Here is an 18,067-nt window from a genome sequence, read left to right as displayed (position 1 = left end):
GTCAGCCCAGCCCCGCTGCCGCACGGATTCGCCGCGATCGTCGGGACCGGCTCAGGACAGGTCGACGATCACCGGCGCGTGATCGCTCGGCGGGGGCGTGCCCTTCTTCCCGGGCTTGCGCTCGTCGCGGTCGATGGCGGCATGCGTCACGCGGGCCGCCAACGCCGGCGAACCCAACACGAAGTCGATGCGCATGCCCTCCCGACGAGGAAAGCGCAACTGCGTGTAATCCCAGTAGGTGAACGTGCCCGGCCCCGGCGTGAACGGCCGCACCACGTCCCCGTAGCGCGACTCGATGGCCGTGAACGCCGCCCGCTCCGGAGGCGTGACGTGGGTGCTGTGCTCGAACACCGCCATGTCCCACACGTCGTCGTCGGTGGGCGCGATGTTCCAGTCGCCCACCAGTGCGATCGCCGCGTCCGGATCCTCGCGCAACCACTCGGTCGACGTCCGGTCAAGGGCGGCAAGCCATTCCAGCTTGTAGCGGTAGTGATCCGAATCCACCGACCGGCCATTGGGCACGTACAGGCTCCACACCCGCACGCCGCCGCACGTCGCGCCCAAGGCACGGGCCTCCGACGCCTCGTCCCACGTCGGCTGGCCCTCGAAGCCCACCATCACGTCCTCGATGCCCACCCGCGACGCGATGGCCACCCCGTTCCACTGGCTGACCCCGGTGTGCACCACCTCGTAGCCCAGCGCCGCGAACGGCATCGTGGGGAACTGCTCGTCCTTGCACTTCGTCTCCTGCATGGCGAGCACGTCCACGTCGGACCGCTCCAACCAGGCAGACACGCGGTCGATGCGGGAGCGGATGGAGTTGACGTTCCAGGTGGCGATGCGCACGACGTCACACGCTACGGGCGTCGACGTACCGCGACCGGTGGTGGGTGCGGAACCCCAGGCCGGCATAGAGCCCCAGGGCAGGCGCGTTGTCGGTGAGCACCTGAACGTACGCGCGGTCGGCTCCGCGATCGGCGCCCCACGCCAGCAGGGCCTCGCACAGCGTGCGACCCGCACCCCGGCGGCGCGCGTCCGGTGCCACGTGCACGGCGGTGATGCCGAGCCAGCGGGTGCCGTCGGGTGCCGACGTCAGCGCCCCCCGGCCGGCCGCCGTGCCCTCGATGGTCGCGAACGTCACCTCGCCGTCGACGACGGCGACCAGCACGTCGTCGGGCACGTCCCGGGGGTTCACCGCACGCCAGTCGGCGTCCGGCGCCCCCGTCGTGCGCACCCCGGCCGGCATCGCGCGCCCGACCACGTCCGCCACCAGCACGTCGTTCTCGCCGTCGGTCGGCACCGCGTCGGCCACCCGGAACAGCCGGTCCGGCACGGCGAGGACCGGGTCGACGCCGCGCGCGCCGTACCACCGTTCGATGGCGGGCAGCGCCGTGTGCGTCGCCCAACTGGCCAGCGGCACGGCCGAATTCGCGCGCCGGGTGCTGCCATGCCCGAAGCGCAGCAGCCACCCGTCGAGCCACTCGTGCTCGACGCCCGGCCACGCCAGCGCCGCGGCCTGCTCGAGATTGCGGATCTGCGACGTGCGCACCGGCATCTCCGGCACCACCCGGACGGCGAGCACGTCGTCCGCGGCGATCGCCACCACCTCGCCGCGCCGAGTCCGGATCCGCACCACCGGACCGGCGTCCTCGACGTGGCCGACGACGTCGGTGTGCGGCGGCACCTCGCCCGCGGGCAGGCGGTAACGCAGGCTGACCCTGGTGCCGACGGGCGGCAGCACGTCAGTGACCGAAGGGGTCGGGATCCTCGCCGGGCATCCAGCTGTTGCCGGGAACGCCCCACCCGTGCGACTTCACGCTGCGCTTGGCCGCCCGGGCGTGCCTCCCGATCAGCCGGTCCAGATAGAGGAAGCCGTCGAGATGCCCGGTCTCGTGCTGCAGCATGCGCGCGAACAGGCCGGTGCCCTCGAGCGTGATCGGCGTGCCGTCGGCGTCCAGGCCGGTGACACGGGCCCAGCTGGCGCGGCCCGTCGGAAACGACTCCCCGGGCACCGACAGGCACCCCTCGTCGTCGTCATCGGGGTCCGGCATGGTCTCGGGCACCTCGGACGTCTCCAACACCGGATTGACGATGACGCCACGCCGACGCACCGTCTTGCCGCGGTCGTCGGCGCAGTCGTAGACGAACACCCGCTGCGCCACGCCGATCTGATTGGCGGCCAGTCCCACCCCGTGGGCGGCGTCCATCGTGTCGAACATGTCGTCGATGAGGGCGGCGAGTTCGGCAGGCAGCTTCCCGTCCGCCGAGACGGGGACCGGAGTGGTCGCGGAATGCAGAACGGGATCACCCACGATGCGGATGGGAACGACGGCCATGGTGGCAGCTTAAGTCAGCCGACTCGCGGGTAACGATCACGGCTCAACTCGGTACGCCGTGGTTGAATATCGCCGAAACCAACTCCGTTGTCTCAGCAATTCGAACCAGCCATTCGTACTGTCGGAAGGGTCCTGGAAGCCACATGGACGGCGCCATCGCGCGGACTGACCAACCCGGGGAGGACGCTGACCTTCCCGACGGCTTGACCCGACGGGAGTACGACATCCTGGCCTTCGAGCGCCAGTGGTGGAAGTACGCGGGCTCCAAGGAAGACGCCATCAAGGAGTTGTTCTCGATGTCGGCCACGCGGTACTACCAGGTGCTCAACGCGCTGGTGGACCGGCCCGAGGCGCTGGCGGCCGACCCGATGCTGGTCAAGCGACTGCGCCGGCTGCGGGCCAGCAGGCAGAAGGCGCGCGCCGCCCGCAAGCTCGGCTTCGACCTCACCTAGCGTCCGCACGGGGTTCCCGGCCGGTTTCCGTCGCGCCCGGTGCGGGGTGACGTGAGCACGCCGCGCCACGTAATACAGTGGTGCCGATGAATCAGCGAGAATCCACCGGATTGCCCCTGCGCGCCATGGTCATGGTGCTGCTGTTCCTGGGTGTCGTATTCCTGCTGGTCGCCTTCCAGTCGATGGGATCGGACTCGGACTCCGAGAGCGACTCGTCCAGCGTCGTCAGCACCGTCACCTCCGCGTCCAGCCCGGCCCCGTCGACGTCGGGCAAGCCCGCCGCCCGACCCGAGGTCCGCGTCTTCAACGTCTCCGAGGTCGCCGGCGCGGCCGAGGCCACGGCCAACCGCCTCCGCGACGCCGACTGGACCGTCGCCGAGACCGGCAACCTCACCCTCGAGGGACCGCCGCCCGTCACCACCGTCTACTTCGGCGAGGCTCCCGGGGAGCGCCAGGCCGCCGAGGACGTGGGCAAGGTCTTGCAGGCCCCCGTCGAACCCCGCAGACCCGATCTCGCCGAGCAGCCGCCCGGCGTGATCGTGGTGGTCACCGGCTAGGCTCTCGGGCATGCCGATCTCAGCCCCGCTCCGCATCGTCGCCGCCGCGGCTCTCATCGTCCCCATCGCCGCCTGCGCCCCCGACGAACCCGTCGCCACCCAGCCCGGGACCACGCCGCCGGTGTGGACCGGATCGCCGCCGCCGTCGGCAGGCGCAGAGGGTGGCGAGGGCGGCGCCGCCGCCGCGGCTGGCGAGACGCTGACCTCGGAGATCAAGTCGCCCGAGGGCACCACCGTGGCCACCGCGCAGATCACGTTCGAGGACGGCCACGCCACGCTGACCGTCAAGACCACCGCGCCCGGCCAGCTGCAGCCCGGCTTCCACGGGCTGCACATCCACTCGGTGGGCAAGTGCGAGCCCAACTCCGTGGCCCCCGCGGGCGGCGCCCCCGGCAACTTCCTCTCCGCCGGCGGACACTTCAACGTTCCCGGTCGCACCGGCCACCCCGCCAGCGGAGACCTGTCGTCGCTGCAGGTGCGCGAGGACGGCTCGGCCATGCTCGTCACCACCACCGACGCCTTCACCGCCGAGGATCTGCTCGCCGGCCAGAAGACGGCCATCATCATCCACGAGAAGGCCGACAACTTCGCCAACATCCCGCCGGAGCGCTACCAGCAGATCAACGGCACCCCGGGCCCGGACGCCGAGACCATGGCCACCGGTGACGCCGGCAAGCGCGTCGCCTGCGGCGTGATCACGGCCGCCTCCTAACCCACGCTCCGGCCATGACCCAGCCGTCGGTCGGCCGTCGACCGCAGCGCATCGACTTCGCCGGGTCGGCCCGACCGACGGTGGGCGTCGAATGGGAGTTCGCCCTCGTCGACCCCGTGACCCGCGACCTCGCCAACGAGGCGTCCGCGGTGCTCGCCGAGGTCGGCGAGACGCCGCACGTGCACAAGGAACTGCTGCGCAACACCGTCGAGGTGGTCACCGGCATCTGCGCCAACGCCGGTGAGGCCATCGAAGACCTGCGCGGCACGCTGTCCACCACGCAGCGCATCGTGCACGCCCGCGGCATGGAACTGTTCTGCGCGGGCACCCACCCGTTCGCCGAATGGGAGACCGCCGAACTCACCGACAACCCGCGCTACGCCGAACTGATCAAACGCACCCAGTGGTGGGGCAGGCAGATGCTGATCTGGGGCGTCCACGTGCACGTCGGGATCTCGTCGGCGCACAAGGTGATGCCCATCATCACGTCGCTGCTGAACCACTACCCGCACCTGCTGTCCCTGTCGGCGTCGTCGCCCTACTGGGACGGCGAGGACACCGGCTACGCCAGCAACCGCGCCATGATGTTCCAGCAGCTCCCCACGGCCGGTCTGCCGTTCCACTTCCAGAAGTGGTCGCACTTCGAACGTTTCGTCCACGATCAGAAGAAGACCGGCATCATCGACCACATGAACGAGATCCGATGGGACATCCGGCCGTCCCCGCATCTCGGCACCGTGGAGGTGCGGATCTTCGACGGCGTCTCCAACCTGGACGAACTGGGTGCCCTGGTGGCGCTGACGCACTGCCTGATCGTCGACCTGGACCGCCGGCTGGACGCCGGGGAGCAGCTACCCACCATGCCGCCGTGGCACGTGCAGGAAAACAAGTGGCGCGCAGCGCGTTACGGCCTCGACGCGGTGATCATCCTGGACGCCGACAGCAACGAGCGGCTGGTCACCGAAGACCTCGACGACCTGCTGAACCGACTCGAACCGTTGGCCAGGTCGCTGGGCTGTGCCGACCAACTCGCCAGGGTCGAGGGCATCTACCGTGGCGGCGCGTCCTATCAGCGACAGCGGCGCGTCGCCGAGGAGGCGGACGGCGACCTGCGGGCGGTGGTGGACGCATTGGTGGGGGAGCTCGTCCTGTGATTCGCGCGGTACCGATGTTCCCGCTCGAAGCCGTGCGGTTGCCCGGCGAAGGGCTGCCGCTGCGCATCTTCGAGCCGCGATATGCCGCGCTGGTGCGCGACTGCCTTTCCGGCACGAGGGAATTCGGCGTCGTGCTGATCTCCGCGGGCCGCGAGGTCGGCGGCGGCGATGCTCGCCTGGACGTCGGCGCCCTGGCCCACATCGTCGAGTTCGAGGAACAGGCTCCCGGAAAGTACCTGCTGGACTGCGAGATTCGCGAGCGCATCCGGGTACGGCGCTGGCTCGACGACGACCTGTACCCCCGCGCCGAGGCCGAACCGTGGCCCGACGAACCCGGCAGACGCGTCACCGGCGACGACATCGGCGACGTCGAAGACCGCGTCATGGGACTGTTCGAACGCATCGCCGCCGCGCAGCAGGCCGTCCTGCCGTCCAAGCGCGAACTGCTCGGCGAACCCGAACCCGGCGAGGACGCCGGACGGCGACTGTACGCGCTGGCGGCCCGCGTCCCCATGGGTCAGGCCGACCGCTACTCGATCCTGGCCGCTCCGTCGGCAGGCGACCGGCTGGACGTGCTGCGCGACGCCGTCGAGACCGTGGCCGCCATGATCGAGTTCCAGCTGTCCGACGGCTGAGCGGGCGTCAGTCCTCGTCGCGATCGGCCATGTCGTCGCGCGTCATCAGATCGTCGCGGAAGCTCTGCTCGCGATATGCCAACTGGCCCACCCGGTTCGCGACCACCGGTGCGGTGATGAGCGTGAACAAACCCGTCAAGATCACCATTCCCACGTCCGCGTGGCCGCGCAATCGCAGTGCGGCCCCGGCCAAGACCAGCAGCAGGCCCAACACCTGCGGTTTGGTGGCCGAATGCATCCGCGACATCGTGTCGGGAAACCGCACCACGCCGATGGCCGCCGTCAGTGCCAGCGCCGACCCGCCCAGCACCAGGATGCCCGCGACGACGTCGAAGGCGTTCACCGGGCGTCCTCCTCGTCCCGGTCACGGACGCGGAAGCGCGCGACGCTCACCGAGCCCACGAAACTGATCAACGCCAGGGCGGTCAGGCTGTAGGTCACCGTGGTGTCCAGGCTGAACGCGGCCCACGTGCCGATGGCGCACATCGACACCGCCACGAACGTGTCCAGCGCGACGAGGCGGTCCAGCGTGCCGGGCCCGGCCAGCAGCCGGTACATCGTGATCGCCGCCGCCGCCGTCAACATGACCGCCGCAATGGTCCAAACGGTGTTCATGCGCGATCCCGCTCCGCTTCTCGCTGGTCCTTCATGCGCGATCCCGCTCCGCTTCTCGCTGGTCCTTCATGCGCGATCCCGCTCCGCTTCTCGCTGGTCGTTCATGCGCGATCCCGCTCCTCACTCGCCGGCTTCCAATCCACGTTCCGCTCGAACGTCGCGATCATCAACCGCTCGATGACCGCGACCTGGTGGTAGAAGCGCTGCACGGCCTTCTCCGAACTCGCGTCGAGCACGTGCACGTAGATGAGCCGCCGGGTCTGGTCGATCTCGACGACGATGCCGCCGGGGATCAGGTTCAGCGCATTGACGGTCAAGGCCAGCACCAGATCCGACTTCACCGCCAGGTGGGCGCGCAGTACGGCCGTCGGTGGCGGCGGCCCCGGGCGGACGGCCAACCACGCCACCTGCGTCGAGGACACCACCAGGTAATAGGCCACCTGGACGATCAGACGGATCAGGGACAGCGGATGCAACCGACCCTCGATGGGGACCGGCGGCAGCGGCAGCAGCAGCGTGATCACCAACGCCACGACCAGACCGCTGAGCACGTTGGCCGCCGAGACGTCACCCCACAGCAGCAGCCAGACCAGCACCAGCCAGCACAGCACCCACACCCTCAGCGCGACGGCCCTCATGGACGCTCACCCGGCCCCAGGACGGCGGTGACGTACTGCGCCCGGTCGAGCACCTCGGCCGACGACCGCTCGCTGAACGCGAAGATCGGTCCCGCGGCGAACGTCAGCACCAGGCCCACCGCGATGAGCGCCGCCGTCGGCACCACCATGCCGACGGGCATCCGGCCCACGTCGCTGCGGTCGGCGAACGCGATGTCCTCGGCGTCGTCGAGCAGCGCCGACGGCGCACCGTCGGACAGTTCGCCGTCGGGGGCGTCCGCCCGGGCACGCCAGAACGCCTTGGTCCACACCCTGGCCATCACGTACAGCGTCAACAGGCTGGTCACCACGCTGCCGCCCACCAGGATCCAGGCCAGCACCGACGCGTCCTGCACGCCCGCCTCCAGCAGTGCCACCTTGCCGATGAACCCGGAGAACGGCGGGATGCCGCCCAGGTTGAGTGCGGGCACGAAGAACACGAACGCCAACAGCGGGCTGGCGGCGGCCAGGCCGCCGAGCCGCTGCAACGTCGACGCGCCCGCCTGCCGTTCGATGAGCCCCACCACCAGGAACAGCGTGGTCTGCACGACGATGTGGTGCGCCACGTAGTAGATGGCCCCCGACATGCCCAGTTCGTTGGACAGCGCGATGCCGAACACCATGTAGCCGATGTGGCTCACCAGCGTGAACGACAGCAGCCGCTTGATGTCGCTCTGCGCGATGGCGCCCAGGATGCCCACCACCATCGTCAACAGCGCGGCGACCAGCAGCACCCGGTCCAGCGCGCCGCCGGGGAACAGCAGCGTGTGCGCGCGGATGATGGCGTAGACGCCGACCTTGGTGAGCAGGCCGGCGAACACCGCGGTGACCGGAGCGGGCGCCGTCGGATAGGAGTCGGGCAACCACGCCGACAGCGGGAACACCGCGGCCTTGATGCCGAACGCCACCAGCAGCACCGCGAACAACGCGGTCCGGGTGCCCTCGGGCACGCCGCCCAGGCGCACCGACAGCTCGGCCAGGTTGAGCGTGCCGGCCGCCGCGTACACCAACCCGATGCCGATCAGGAAGATCAGCGACGACACCATGGAGACCATGACGTAGGCGATGCCCGCCCGCACGCGCTCGCGGCTGGCGCCGATGGTGAGCAGGACGAAGCTCGCGGACAGCAGCACCTCGAAGCCGACGAACAGGTTGAACAGGTCACCCGCGAGGAACGCCGTGCACACGCCCGCCGACAGCACCAGGTAGGTGGGCAGGAAGATCGACACGGGTTGGCGGTCGTCACCGTCGCGGATGCCCTGGCCGATGGCGTAGAAGACCACGGCCAGCAGCACGATGGTCGAGACGATGAGCATCAGCGCCGACAGCCGGTCGACGACGAGCGTGATGCCCAACGGACCCATTCCCGGTTCGGATGGGCCCCAGCCGCCGACGTGCACGGCGATGGTGCCGTCGCGGTCGGCGAGGTACACCAGCGCCGCGCACACCCCCACCATCGAGGTCAGGGCGAGCACGGTGATCGCGCGCTGCAACCGGGCGCTGCGCCCGGCCAGCAGCGTCACGGCGGCGGCGAGCGTGGGGATCAGGACGGGCAGGGGAACCAGGACCGCGGCGACGCTCATCGCGACCCCTCGTGCCCGGGCAGCGCGTCCAGCTCGTCGGGCGCGTCGGTGTCGCGCGCGGGCACGTGCTGGGGCAGGTCCTCGTCGATGGCCGCCGCCGCGCGGTCGGACAGCTGCGACACCCGCGCGTCCTCGGGATCGTTGGCGACGTCCTCCTCGCGCGACAGCTGGTAGGAGCGGTACGTCAGCGCCAGCACGAACGCCGCGACACCCATCGTGATGACGATCGCGGTGAGGATCATGCCCTGGGCCAGCGGATCGGCCGTGGAGGTCTGGGCACCGGACGTGCGGTCGCGGATGGGCGGATTGCCCGACGGGCCGCCCGCCGTGAGGATCAACAGGTTCACGGCGTTGCCGACCAGGAGCAGCCCCAACAGCATGCGGGTGAGGTTGCGCTCCAGCAGCAGGTAGACGCCGGCGCTGGTGAGCCCGCCGATCAGGACCAGGGGGACGAGGTAGGTGACGGTCATCTCCTCACCTGCGCAGGGGTTTGGGCCAGGTCGGAGTCCAGACGCGCGCCGAGGCTGCGCAGCACGTCGAGGACCAGTCCGACGACGATCAGGTACACGCCGAGATCGAAGAACAGTGCGGTGACGAACTTGACGGAGCCCAGCACCGGCAGGTCGACGTTGACCACCGCCGACGACAGCACCGGCGCACCGAGCAGCAGCGAGGCCACCGCCGTCCCCGCGGACAGGGCGAGCCCGGCGCCGAGGATCTTGCCGGCGTCCAGCGGCAAGGCCTCGCCGAGTTCGTAGCGGCCGCCCGCGAGGTAGCGCAGCACCAGGGCCAGACCCGCGGTCAATCCGCCCGCGAAACCGCCGCCCGGCGTGTTGTGCCCGGCGAAGAAGAAGTAGAACGACAACACCATGATCAGCGGGAAGATGATGCGGGTGGCCACCTCGAGGACCAGTGAGCGGTAGCGCGGGTCACGCAGTTCACTGCCGCGCAGCCACGTGACCTCGCCGACCGCCGGGCTTCTCGACGGCGACGGGATGCGACCGATGTCGGGCTGGCCGGCGTCGGCGACGCGGGGCGCGGCGCCGAAGCGCCGGTTGCGGAACACCATGGACGCCACGCCGGTGGCCGCCACCAGCAGCACCGAGATCTCGCCCATGGTGTCCCACGCGCGGATGTCGACCAGCAGCACGTTCACGGTGTTGGCGCCGTGGCCCCGGTAGTAGGCCGCGTCGGGCAGCAGCTCGGCGATGGGCGTCGCGGTGCGGGCCGCCATCGCGAACACCGCCAGCCCCGTCACGGTGGCCCCGACCGCCAGCGCGAGCGCGGCGCGCGGCAGCCGGTTGCGCTGCACCGTCGCGCGTTCCGCCTCGGCGGGCAGTGTCCGCAGCACCAGCACGAAGATGACCAGCGTCAGTGTCTCCACCAGGAACTGGGTGAGCGCCAGGTCGGGCGCACCGTGGAAGACGAACACCACGCCGCAGCCGTAACCGGTCACGCCGACGACGAGCACCGCCGCCAGGCGGTTGCGCATCACCGTCGCCGCCAGCGCGGCCGCCAGGATGATGAGGCCCACCACGACTTGCAGCGGCGAGTCCCACAGCTGCAGCTCGGGCCGGTTGCGCGCGCCGAGCAGCAGCATCGCCACCGGCAGCGCCACCAGCGTCAGCAGGATCACCGACTGCGTCGCCGGGATCGACCCGCGCTGTGTCAGGGCGGTCAGGCGGACGGCGAGCACGTCGATGGCGCGGATCGCGGCGTCGTACATGCGGTCGGCGTTGCCCAGCGGCAGGAAGCCGAGCCGCAGCGTGCGCAGCCGGTTGCGGCCGAAGAACGCGGCGATGCCGACGGCGAGCACCAGCACCGACAGCAGCAGCGGGAGGTTGACGCCGTGCCACAGGGCCAGGTGGTAGGTGGTGCCGCCGGGGACCGTGTCGGCGTAGTCGGCGAGCACGTCGTCCAGGCCGGTGGGCCAGATGCCGAAGAGCAGCCCCGCCGCGGCCAGCACGGCGGGCGGCAGCAGGAACCCGATGGGGGGCCGGTGCATCTCGGCGACGCGGTTGCTGGGTTCGGATCGGCCCTTGCGGGCGAAGGCGCCGTAGATGAACCGCAGGCTGTACATGGTGGTGAACACCGAGCCGAACACCACCAACCCGAGCACCCACGGCGCGCTGGGGCCGAGCGCTGCGCTGTGCGCCAGCGTCTCGAAGTCGGCCTCCTTGGCCACGAAACCCAGGAAGGGTGGCAGCGCGGCCATGCTCGCGGCGCCGCAGATCGCGATGGCGAACAGCGGCTTGCTGCGGTCGCCGAGCCAGGCGAGCCTGCGGATGTCGCGGGTGCCGGTGGCGTGGTCGATGATGCCGACGACCATGAACAGCGCGGCCTTGAACATGGCGTGGGCGCACAGCATGGCCAGGCCGGCGAGCATCAGGTCTCCACCGCCGGTACCGACCATGATCGTGATGAGGCCCAGCTGGCTGACGGTGCCGAACGCGAGGATGAGCTTGAGGTCGTACTCGCGGATGGCGCGCCAGCCGGCCATGATCAGCGTGATCACGCCGAGTGTGACGACGGTCGGGCGCCAGCCGGGGGAGTCGGCGAACCCGGGTGTCATGCGCGCGATCAGGTACACGCCGGCCTTCACCATCGCCGCGGCGTGCAGGTAGGCGCTGACCGGCGTGGGGGCGGCCATGGCGCCGGGCAGCCAGAAGTGCAGCGGCACGATCGCGGACTTCGACAGCGCACCGACGAGAACCAGGACGACGCCCACCGCGACGGCCGTGCCCGAGGGCGGGTTGGCGACGAGGTCGCTGAGCAGATAGCTGCCCGCGGACTCGCCCAGGACGACGATGCCGGTGAGCATGGCCAGCCCGCCCGCCGTGGTGACCAGCAGGGCCTGCATCGCGGCGCGCCTGCTCGGGGAGCGTTCGGCGTAGTGGCCCACCAGCAGGAACGACAGCACCGTCGTCAATTCCCAGAACACGTACAGCAGCAGCATGTTGTCGCTGACCACCAGGCCGAACATGGCCCCGGAGAACGCGACGAGTTCGGCGGCGAAGCTGGGCAGCCGCCGCTCGGTGTGCCCGTCGTGGTGGTGGAAGTACTCCGCGCAGTAGAACAGCACCAGGGCGCCGACCGCCAGCACCAGCACGCTCATCACGGCGGACAAGGCGTCGAAGCGCAGCGTGATGTCCATCGACAACGCCGGTACCCATGGCACGTTCACGGTGCGCTCGCCGGTGCCGGGCCAGTTGGGGACCACCCACAGCAGCGAGACGAGGGGGACGAGGGCTAGCGGGTAGAACGCCCGCCGCCCCCAGCGGCGCACGAGCACCGGCGCGACGGCGGCAGCGACCGCGTGCGCGCAGAGGATGGCGAGCATGGCACTCCGATCAGGTGGGTCGGGGTGTCAGCCGTCTTAACCGTGGCTTGACTTTTCCTGCACCCAGTTTACGGGTTCGCCGACATCGCGCGGCACCGCGTCGCGACTGCCGCCCCGGCGGCGTGTGCTATGGCCAGACCGTCGGAGGTCAGGCGAAGATCTTCCCCGGATTGAGGATCCCGTGCGGATCGAGCGCCGCCTTCACCGCCCGATGCATGTCCAGCACCGGCGCCTGCAACTCCTTGGCCAGACCCGCCATCTTCAGCAGTCCCACACCGTGCTCGCCGGTGACCGTGCCGCCGAGTTCCAGCGCGGCGTCGATGATCTCCGAGAACGCCGCCTGCGCGCGGCGCCGCGCGTCGTCGTCACCGCGCGGGGTGATCAGCAGCGGATGCAGGTTGCCGTCGCCGGCGTGGGCGATGTTCGCGATCGTGACGCCCGAGCGGACCCCGATGTCGGCGATCCGGGCGAGCATCTCCGCCACGTGCCGCTTGGGCACGCAGACGTCCTCGGTGAGCACCGGACCCAGGCGTTCCATCGCCGGGTAGGCCAGCCGGCGCGCGGCGAACAGCGCCTCGGCCTCGGCCTCGTCGGTGGACACCGCCGACCAGGTGGCCCCCGCCTCGTCGAAGCAGGCCAACATTCGCTGCGCCTCGTCGTATCCGGTCGGGTCCGGGGTGTCGACGCGACCCAGCAGCACGGCGTCGGCGTCGACCGACAGCCCCATGTTCTTCCACGCGTCGACGGCCAGCAGGCACTGGCGGTCCACCAGTTCCAATGCGGCAGGAGACAATCCGGCCGCCGCCACCGCCGCCACCGCACGGCCCGCGTCGACCACCGAGTCGAAGTATCCCGCGACGGTGCGCTGTGGCTCCTGCAGCGGACGCAGCTTGACCGTGATCTCGGTGATGATGCCCAGCGTGCCCTCCGAGCCCACCATCAGCCCGGCCAGGTCGTAGCCCGCCACGCCCTTGGCCGTCGTGCGGCCCAGCCGCACCAGGTCGCCGGTGCCGGTCACCACCTGCAGGCCCATCACGTAGTCGCGGGTGACGCCGTACTTCACGCAGCACAACCCGCCTGCGTTGGTGGCGACGTTGCCGCCGAGCGTCGACCACGGCGAACTCGCCGGATCGGGCGGGTACCACAGCCCCCGGGTGGCGCATGCGGCTCGCAGATCGTCGTTGACCACGCCGGGTTCCACGACCGCGTGCCGTTCGAGTTCGTCGATGACCTTGACGGCGGTCATGGCCTCCAGCGACACCACGATGCACCCCGCCACGGCGTTGGCGCCGCCGGACAGCCCGGTCCCCGCACCGCGCGCGACGACGGGCGCGCGGTGCGCGATGGCGGCGCGCACCACGGCCTGGACCTCCTCGGCGCTGCGCGGTCGTACCACGGCGGCGGGCGCGGCATGCGGTGCCCACTCGGCCTCGTCGTGCGCGTAGGTCGCCGCCACGTCGGGGTCGAGCAGCAGCCGGTCGGCGGGCAGGACGCGGCGCAGCGCATCGATGACGGCGGTGGACACCCCTGCACGGTAGTCCCGGGGGTGTTGAATGAACCCATGGCAGACGACCCGAGGATCGCCAGCGCGAGCCGCGAGATCGCGGCGACACCCGAGACGATCTTCGAGTTGATCGCCGACCCCGCGCAGCAACCGCGCTGGGACGGCAACGACAACCTGGCGCAGGCCCCGACGGGGCAGCGCGTGCGCGCCGTCGGCGACGTCTTCACGGTGACGCTGACGACGGGCGCCGACCGGTGCAACCGCGTCGTCGAGTTCGAGGAGGGCAGACGCATCGCGTGGCGGCCCTCGGAGCCGGACAAGCCCGAGCCCGGGCACCTCTGGCGCTGGGAGCTCGAGCCCGTCGGCGCCGACCGCACGCGCGTCACCCACACCTACGACTGGACCGACCTCACCGACGAGTCGCGCATGCCGCGGGCCAGGAACACCACCGCCGAGCGCCTGCGCGCCTCGATCGACCGGTTAGCGGCCCTCGGCGAAGGCGCGTAGCGACGCCACCTGCTCCGGCTGCAGCGACGGGCGCACCGTCGCGCGGGCCGCGGCGACGTCGGCGGCCGTCACGTCGGCGGCGGCGATCGAGCGGCGCATGGCCGTCAATGCCGATTCTCGCAGCAGCGCAACGCAATCCGCGGCGCTGTAGCCGTCCAGGTCGTCGGCCAACGCGTCGAGGTCGACGTCGTCGCTCAGCGGGATGGACCTGCCCGCGGTCCGCAGGATGTCGCGGCGCGCGGCGGCGTCCGGCGGCTCGACGAACACCAGCTTCTCCAGTCGGCCGGGCCGCAGCAGCGCGGGATCGATCAGGTCCGGGCGATTGGTGGCGCCCAGCACCACGACGTCGCGCAGCGGGTCGATGCCGTCGAGTTCGGTGAGCAGCGCGGCGACCACACGGTCGGTCACCCCGGAGTCGGTGCTCTGCCCGCGCCGCGGGGCCAACGCGTCCACCTCGTCGAGGAACACCAGCGATGGCGCGGAATCTCTCGCGCGACGGAACAATTCGCGCACGGACTTCTCGGAGGAACCCACCCACTTGTCCATCAGTTCGGCGCCCTTGACGGCGTGCACCGACAGGCGGCCGGTGCTGGCCAGCGCCCGCACCACGAACGTCTTGCCGCACCCCGGAGGACCGTACAGCAGCACCCCGCGAGGCGGTTCGACGCCGAGGCGCGCGAACGTGTCGGGATGTCGCAACGGCCACAGCACCGCCTCGGTCAGCGCCTGCTTGGTCTCGACCATGTCGCCGACGTCGTCGAGGGTCACCGAACCCACGGCGACCTCCTCGGTCGCCGACCGCGACAGCGGGCGGATCACCGACAGCGCCCCCGTCAGGTCGTCCTGGACGAGCCGGGGATCGCTGCCCTGGGCGCTCGCGCGAGCCGCCGCCCGCAGTGCGGCCTCCCGCACCAGCGCGGCCAGGTCGGCCACGACGAAACCCGGGGTGCGCTCACCGATCTGAACCAGGTCCAGCTCCCCGGCGGGCACGCCGCGCAGCAACACCTCGAGCAGTGCGGTGCGGGTCGCCGCGTCGGGCAGGCTCAGGCCCAATTCACGGTCGCACAGATCGGGGGCACGCAACCGCGCATCGACGCCGTCGGGCATCGCCGTGGTCGTCACGAACGCCACGCCCCTGGTGGCCACCGCGGCGCGCAACTCCGCCAGGATCGGCGTCGCGACGGGCTCGGCCGTCGCAGGGAGCAGCGCGTCGACGTCGGTGACCAACAGCACGCCACCGCCGTCGCGGACCTCGGCGACGGCGGCCGCGATCGCGGCCTGGCGGTCCTCGGCGCGCAGCGCGCCCACGTCGGGGCCGTCGAGTTCGACGAGGGGGCGGGTCGCGCACACCGTCCGCACCAGCGTCGCCTTGCCCACCCCGGCCGGACCGGACACCAGGACGCCGAGATTGGGTGCTGCGCCCAGGGTTTCGAGCAGTTTCGGTTCGTCGAGGGCCAGCTTCAGCCATTCGGTGAGCCGGCCGGCCTGCGCGTGCGCACCCTTGAGGTCGTCGAACGGCACGACGGGCTTGGCCTCGGCGGGGACGTGCATGGTCTCCGGAGAGGCGGTCGGGGTGGCCAGCGTGGGGTTGCGGGTGTCACCCCAGGTAACCGAGGTGTTCGGCTGCACGCTGACCGGGCCCGCCGGATCGGTGCCGGTGACCGTGAGCAGCTCCGAGGTCCACGTGATGCCCACCGACGACGCCAGGGCGGTCGTCGCGGCGGTCGTCGATGTCCCGGGCCCCAGATCGCGCGGCAGCAGCGAGACGGTGTCGCCGACGGTCATCACCTTGCCGAGCAGGGCCAGCCGCAGCGTCGCCGACGAGACCGACGTGCTGGCCAGCCGCGAACCCGTCAACGTCACCGACTTCGCGCCGTACACCGTGACGGGGGCCACCAGCACCGTGACGTTCTCGCGTAGTCCGGCGTTGGACATCGTCACGTCGTCGAGCAGCGCGGTACCCGGCGGCGTGCCCGCAGGGGCGACACCCGCCACCGCCGCCGTGGTGCGCGACCCGGTCAGCGACACCGCGTCCCATTCCCGGATGCCGAGGGCGGCGAGCACCTCCGGGTGCAGCCGCACGACGCCGCGACGGGAGTCCAGTGCCGAGGTGTTCAGACGAGCGGTGAGGCGCAGCTGCGGCAACGGCGTCTCGGGGTGGGCTTCCGAGACGCCGCCGAACTCGGTCATCGCGGGGTGTCCCGCGGGCCCGTGCCGTCGCGCGGAGTGGCGCCGGGCCTGCGCAGGCCGAGGCGCTGGGCGGAGCGGCGGTGCGGTTGACGTCGCGCCTGGCGCCGGATGGCGCGGCGCGCCTGGCGCTGTTCCTTCGGCTTGTCCTCCCACACCTCGGGATGCTTGGCCAGCCAGCCCTTGGTGCGCACGGCGAACGGGATGTGGATGACGTAGGCCACGATGATCGCCATGATCACCACGTAGCCGTACTGGATGGACGCCGCGACCAGGATGGCCAGCAGCGCCAGCAGCGGGACGACCATGTTCGGCGACACCGCGAAGGTGTGCACCTTGCGCATGGGGATGGCGCTGACCGCGAGCAGCGAGACGCCGATGATCCACACGATCACGGCCGCCTCCGCCCAGTGCGTGTCCCACCAGGGGCCGGGGAACTGGAGCTTGGCGGCGATGGGGCCGATGGCGCCGATGGCGGCTGCCGGCGCCGGCATGCCGGTGAAGTAGTTCTTCTCGTAGGCGGGGCCGTCGGCGTGGAGCATCGCGTTGAAGCGCGCCAGCCGCAGCACGATGCACACCGCGTACACCAGCACCACGATCCAGCCGACCCGCGACTGCTGCAGCAGCGTGGCGTAGACGATGAAGGCCGGTGCCACACCGAAGTTCACGGCGTCGGCCAGCGAGTCGATCTCCTCGCCCATCCGCGACGTCGCCTTGAGCATGCGCGCGGCGCGACCGTCGAGGGCGTCGAGGATGGCCGCGCCCGCCAGCAGGGCCATGGCCTCGGTGGGCCGGTGGTCGAGCGCGAACTTGACCGCACTCAGACCCAGACAGATGGCGGCGACGGTGAGCGCGCTCGGCAGGATGCGCACACTCAGCACGGGCGGCCGCATGCGTGCCGTCATCGCAATTCCGCCAGCGGCGTCTCGCCGCCGATGGCCCGCTGGCCCGGTTCGACGAGCACGGCGGCATCGGTGGGGACGTAGGTGTCCAGCCGCGAGCCGAACCGGATCAGGCCGTAGGTCTCGCCGAGCGCCAGCGTCGCACCGGCGAAGGTGTCGCACACGATGCGGCGCGCCACCAGGCCGGCGATCTGCACGACGGCGATGTCGACGCCGTCGGGCGTGCGCAACCACATGCTGTTGCGCTCGTTGGCGACGCTGGCGTCCTCCTTGTCGGCCGACATGAACTCGCCCGGCTTGTACTTCACCGTGACGACGTCGCCGGCGACGGGGGCGCGCTGTACGTGGGCGTCGAAGATCGACAGGAAGACGCTGATGCGCGTCATCGGTCGGTCGGGCATGCCGAGTTCGGCAGGGGGGCCCACTTCGTCGATGAGCGTGACGCGACCGTCGGCGGGGGAGACCACCAGGTTGGGTCGCGTCGGTGGCACGCGCGGCGGGTGGCGGAAGAACACCGCGCTGGCCGCGGCGGCCGTGAGCCCCGCCGTCCTGGCGATGCGGTTGTGCCTGCCGAGTGCGGCGATGCCCACCCCGGCGCCCACGAAGGGCAGGCCGGCGCGGTGCATGGGCGGAATGGTCGTTCGGACGAGTTGGACCAGCCGGGACGCCTCGGATTCTGGCGAATTGGGTGGTCGCGCGGGTCTGGCCATGGGGTTCCGATTATATGGACACCGTCGGACCTCGTGGTGGCGGTGCCCGTCAGCGGGGCCATGGGCGCGGTGGTGGCGGGAGGACCGGTGGTCATGCCCACCTCGTAGCGACGACGAGCGACACCGGCCCGCTGCGGCTGGGCGCCCCTCGCCGCGCGTGCGGTCATGGCGGAGAATCGGGCCGTACGCCGCCGTGGTCGCACGTTGGGAAAGAGGG

At 71.1% G+C, this 18,067-nt stretch carries 19 protein-coding genes; 6 read left to right on the top strand and 13 right to left on the bottom strand.

All coding sequences use genetic code 11. From position 1 onward, the window contains the following. Positions 1 to 51 precede the first annotated feature (51 nt). The 3 genes from AC30CM_RS14690 to AC30CM_RS14680 are packed head-to-tail and all read right to left on the bottom strand — an operon-like array spanning position 52 to position 2,336. Positions 52 to 846, bottom strand: a complete 795-nt coding sequence (locus AC30CM_RS14690; protein ID WP_490117624.1) for an exodeoxyribonuclease III — start codon at positions 844 to 846, stop codon at positions 52 to 54. Between the two features lie 4 nt (positions 847 to 850). Continuing rightward, a complete protein-coding gene (locus AC30CM_RS14685) occupies positions 851 to 1,738 on the bottom strand; it encodes an N-acetylglutamate synthase, CG3035 family (protein WP_490117671.1) in 888 nt (295 codons plus the stop codon). 4 nt (positions 1,739 to 1,742) lie between these two features. After that, positions 1,743 to 2,336, bottom strand: coding sequence for a peptide deformylase (locus AC30CM_RS14680; protein ID WP_490117623.1), 594 nt, complete (start codon positions 2,334 to 2,336; stop codon positions 1,743 to 1,745). A gap of 143 nt (positions 2,337 to 2,479) precedes the next feature. Here AC30CM_RS14680 and napA point away from each other — a divergent pair, with 143 nt between their 5' ends. The 5 genes from napA (at position 2,480) to AC30CM_RS14655 (ending at position 5,846) form a co-directional block, all read left to right on the top strand. Beyond that, a complete protein-coding gene (gene napA, locus AC30CM_RS14675; protein ID WP_490117622.1) occupies positions 2,480 to 2,788 on the top strand; it encodes a nucleoid-associated protein NapA in 309 nt (102 codons plus the stop codon). Between the two features lie 86 nt (positions 2,789 to 2,874). Next, positions 2,875 to 3,345 carry a LytR C-terminal domain-containing protein gene (locus AC30CM_RS14670; RefSeq protein ID WP_490117621.1) on the top strand — a complete coding sequence of 157 codons (471 nt, stop codon included), beginning with the start codon at positions 2,875 to 2,877 and terminating at the stop codon, positions 3,343 to 3,345. A gap of 10 nt (positions 3,346 to 3,355) precedes the next feature. Then, entirely contained in the window at positions 3,356 to 4,057 is a 702-nt protein-coding gene (sodC, locus tag AC30CM_RS14665) for a superoxide dismutase[Cu-Zn] (RefSeq protein ID WP_490117620.1), read from the top strand. A gap of 14 nt (positions 4,058 to 4,071) precedes the next feature. Beyond that, on the top strand, positions 4,072 to 5,211 hold the full coding sequence (locus tag AC30CM_RS14660; RefSeq protein ID WP_490117619.1) for a glutamate--cysteine ligase: 1,140 nt from the start codon (positions 4,072 to 4,074) through the stop codon (positions 5,209 to 5,211). A 14-nt stretch (positions 5,212 to 5,225) separates the two neighbouring features. Next, positions 5,226 to 5,846 (top strand): LON peptidase substrate-binding domain-containing protein, encoded by a 621-nt coding sequence (locus AC30CM_RS14655; protein ID WP_490117670.1) that lies wholly within the window; start codon positions 5,226 to 5,228, stop codon positions 5,844 to 5,846. Between the two features lie 7 nt (positions 5,847 to 5,853). On the opposite strand, the gene mnhG is transcribed toward AC30CM_RS14655, so the two are convergent. The 7 genes from mnhG to AC30CM_RS14620 form a co-directional block, all read right to left on the bottom strand. Then, positions 5,854 to 6,189, bottom strand: coding sequence for a monovalent cation/H(+) antiporter subunit G (mnhG, locus tag AC30CM_RS14650; protein ID WP_490117618.1), 336 nt, complete (start codon positions 6,187 to 6,189; stop codon positions 5,854 to 5,856). Then, positions 6,186 to 6,461, bottom strand: a complete 276-nt coding sequence (locus AC30CM_RS14645) for a monovalent cation/H+ antiporter complex subunit F (protein ID WP_490117617.1) — start codon at positions 6,459 to 6,461, stop codon at positions 6,186 to 6,188. Before AC30CM_RS14645 ends, mnhG begins: the two co-directional genes overlap by 4 nt. Before the next feature lie 101 nt (positions 6,462 to 6,562). After that, on the bottom strand, positions 6,563 to 7,099 hold the full coding sequence (locus AC30CM_RS14640) for a Na+/H+ antiporter subunit E (protein WP_490117616.1): 537 nt from the start codon (positions 7,097 to 7,099) through the stop codon (positions 6,563 to 6,565). Next, the gene (locus AC30CM_RS14635; RefSeq protein WP_490117615.1) at positions 7,096 to 8,700 is read right to left on the bottom strand and encodes a Na+/H+ antiporter subunit D; all 1,605 of its coding nucleotides are present in this window, start codon (positions 8,698 to 8,700) and stop codon (positions 7,096 to 7,098) included. Before AC30CM_RS14635 ends, AC30CM_RS14640 begins: the two co-directional genes overlap by 4 nt. Further along, positions 8,697 to 9,170 carry a Na(+)/H(+) antiporter subunit C gene (locus AC30CM_RS14630; protein ID WP_490117614.1) on the bottom strand — a complete coding sequence of 158 codons (474 nt, stop codon included), beginning with the start codon at positions 9,168 to 9,170 and terminating at the stop codon, positions 8,697 to 8,699. Before AC30CM_RS14630 ends, AC30CM_RS14635 begins: the two co-directional genes overlap by 4 nt. Next, positions 9,167 to 12,040 carry a Na+/H+ antiporter subunit A gene (locus tag AC30CM_RS14625; protein ID WP_490117613.1) on the bottom strand — a complete coding sequence of 958 codons (2,874 nt, stop codon included), beginning with the start codon at positions 12,038 to 12,040 and terminating at the stop codon, positions 9,167 to 9,169. Before AC30CM_RS14625 ends, AC30CM_RS14630 begins: the two co-directional genes overlap by 4 nt. 148 nt (positions 12,041 to 12,188) lie before the next feature. Then, a complete protein-coding gene (locus AC30CM_RS14620; RefSeq protein WP_490117612.1) occupies positions 12,189 to 13,565 on the bottom strand; it encodes an FAD-binding oxidoreductase in 1,377 nt (458 codons plus the stop codon). Between the two features lie 36 nt (positions 13,566 to 13,601). On the opposite strand from AC30CM_RS14620, the gene AC30CM_RS14615 reads away from it, so the two are divergent. After that, entirely contained in the window at positions 13,602 to 14,051 is a 450-nt protein-coding gene (locus AC30CM_RS14615; protein WP_490117611.1) for an SRPBCC family protein, read from the top strand. Here the strand turns inward: AC30CM_RS14615 and AC30CM_RS14610 are convergent. Genes AC30CM_RS14610 through AC30CM_RS14600 form a run of 3 tightly spaced genes read right to left on the bottom strand, consistent with a single transcriptional unit; the run spans position 14,025 to position 17,850 of the window. Beyond that, the gene (locus tag AC30CM_RS14610) at positions 14,025 to 16,241 is read right to left on the bottom strand and encodes an AAA family ATPase (protein WP_490117610.1); all 2,217 of its coding nucleotides are present in this window, start codon (positions 16,239 to 16,241) and stop codon (positions 14,025 to 14,027) included. The genes AC30CM_RS14615 and AC30CM_RS14610 overlap by 27 nt on opposite strands. Further along, the gene (locus AC30CM_RS14605) at positions 16,238 to 17,143 is read right to left on the bottom strand and encodes a CDP-alcohol phosphatidyltransferase family protein (protein WP_490117609.1); all 906 of its coding nucleotides are present in this window, start codon (positions 17,141 to 17,143) and stop codon (positions 16,238 to 16,240) included. The genes AC30CM_RS14610 and AC30CM_RS14605 overlap by 4 nt, the downstream gene beginning before the upstream one ends. Continuing rightward, positions 17,140 to 17,850, bottom strand: a complete 711-nt coding sequence (locus tag AC30CM_RS14600) for a phosphatidylserine decarboxylase (protein ID WP_490117608.1) — start codon at positions 17,848 to 17,850, stop codon at positions 17,140 to 17,142. Before AC30CM_RS14600 ends, AC30CM_RS14605 begins: the two co-directional genes overlap by 4 nt. Positions 17,851 to 18,067: the final 217 nt, after the last annotated feature.

This window comes from Mycobacterium sp. DHQP2018-32-09, assembly GCF_058148405.1.
Note: the sequence above shows the minus strand (reverse complement) of the source record. Positions and strands in the feature narration are given on the sequence as shown.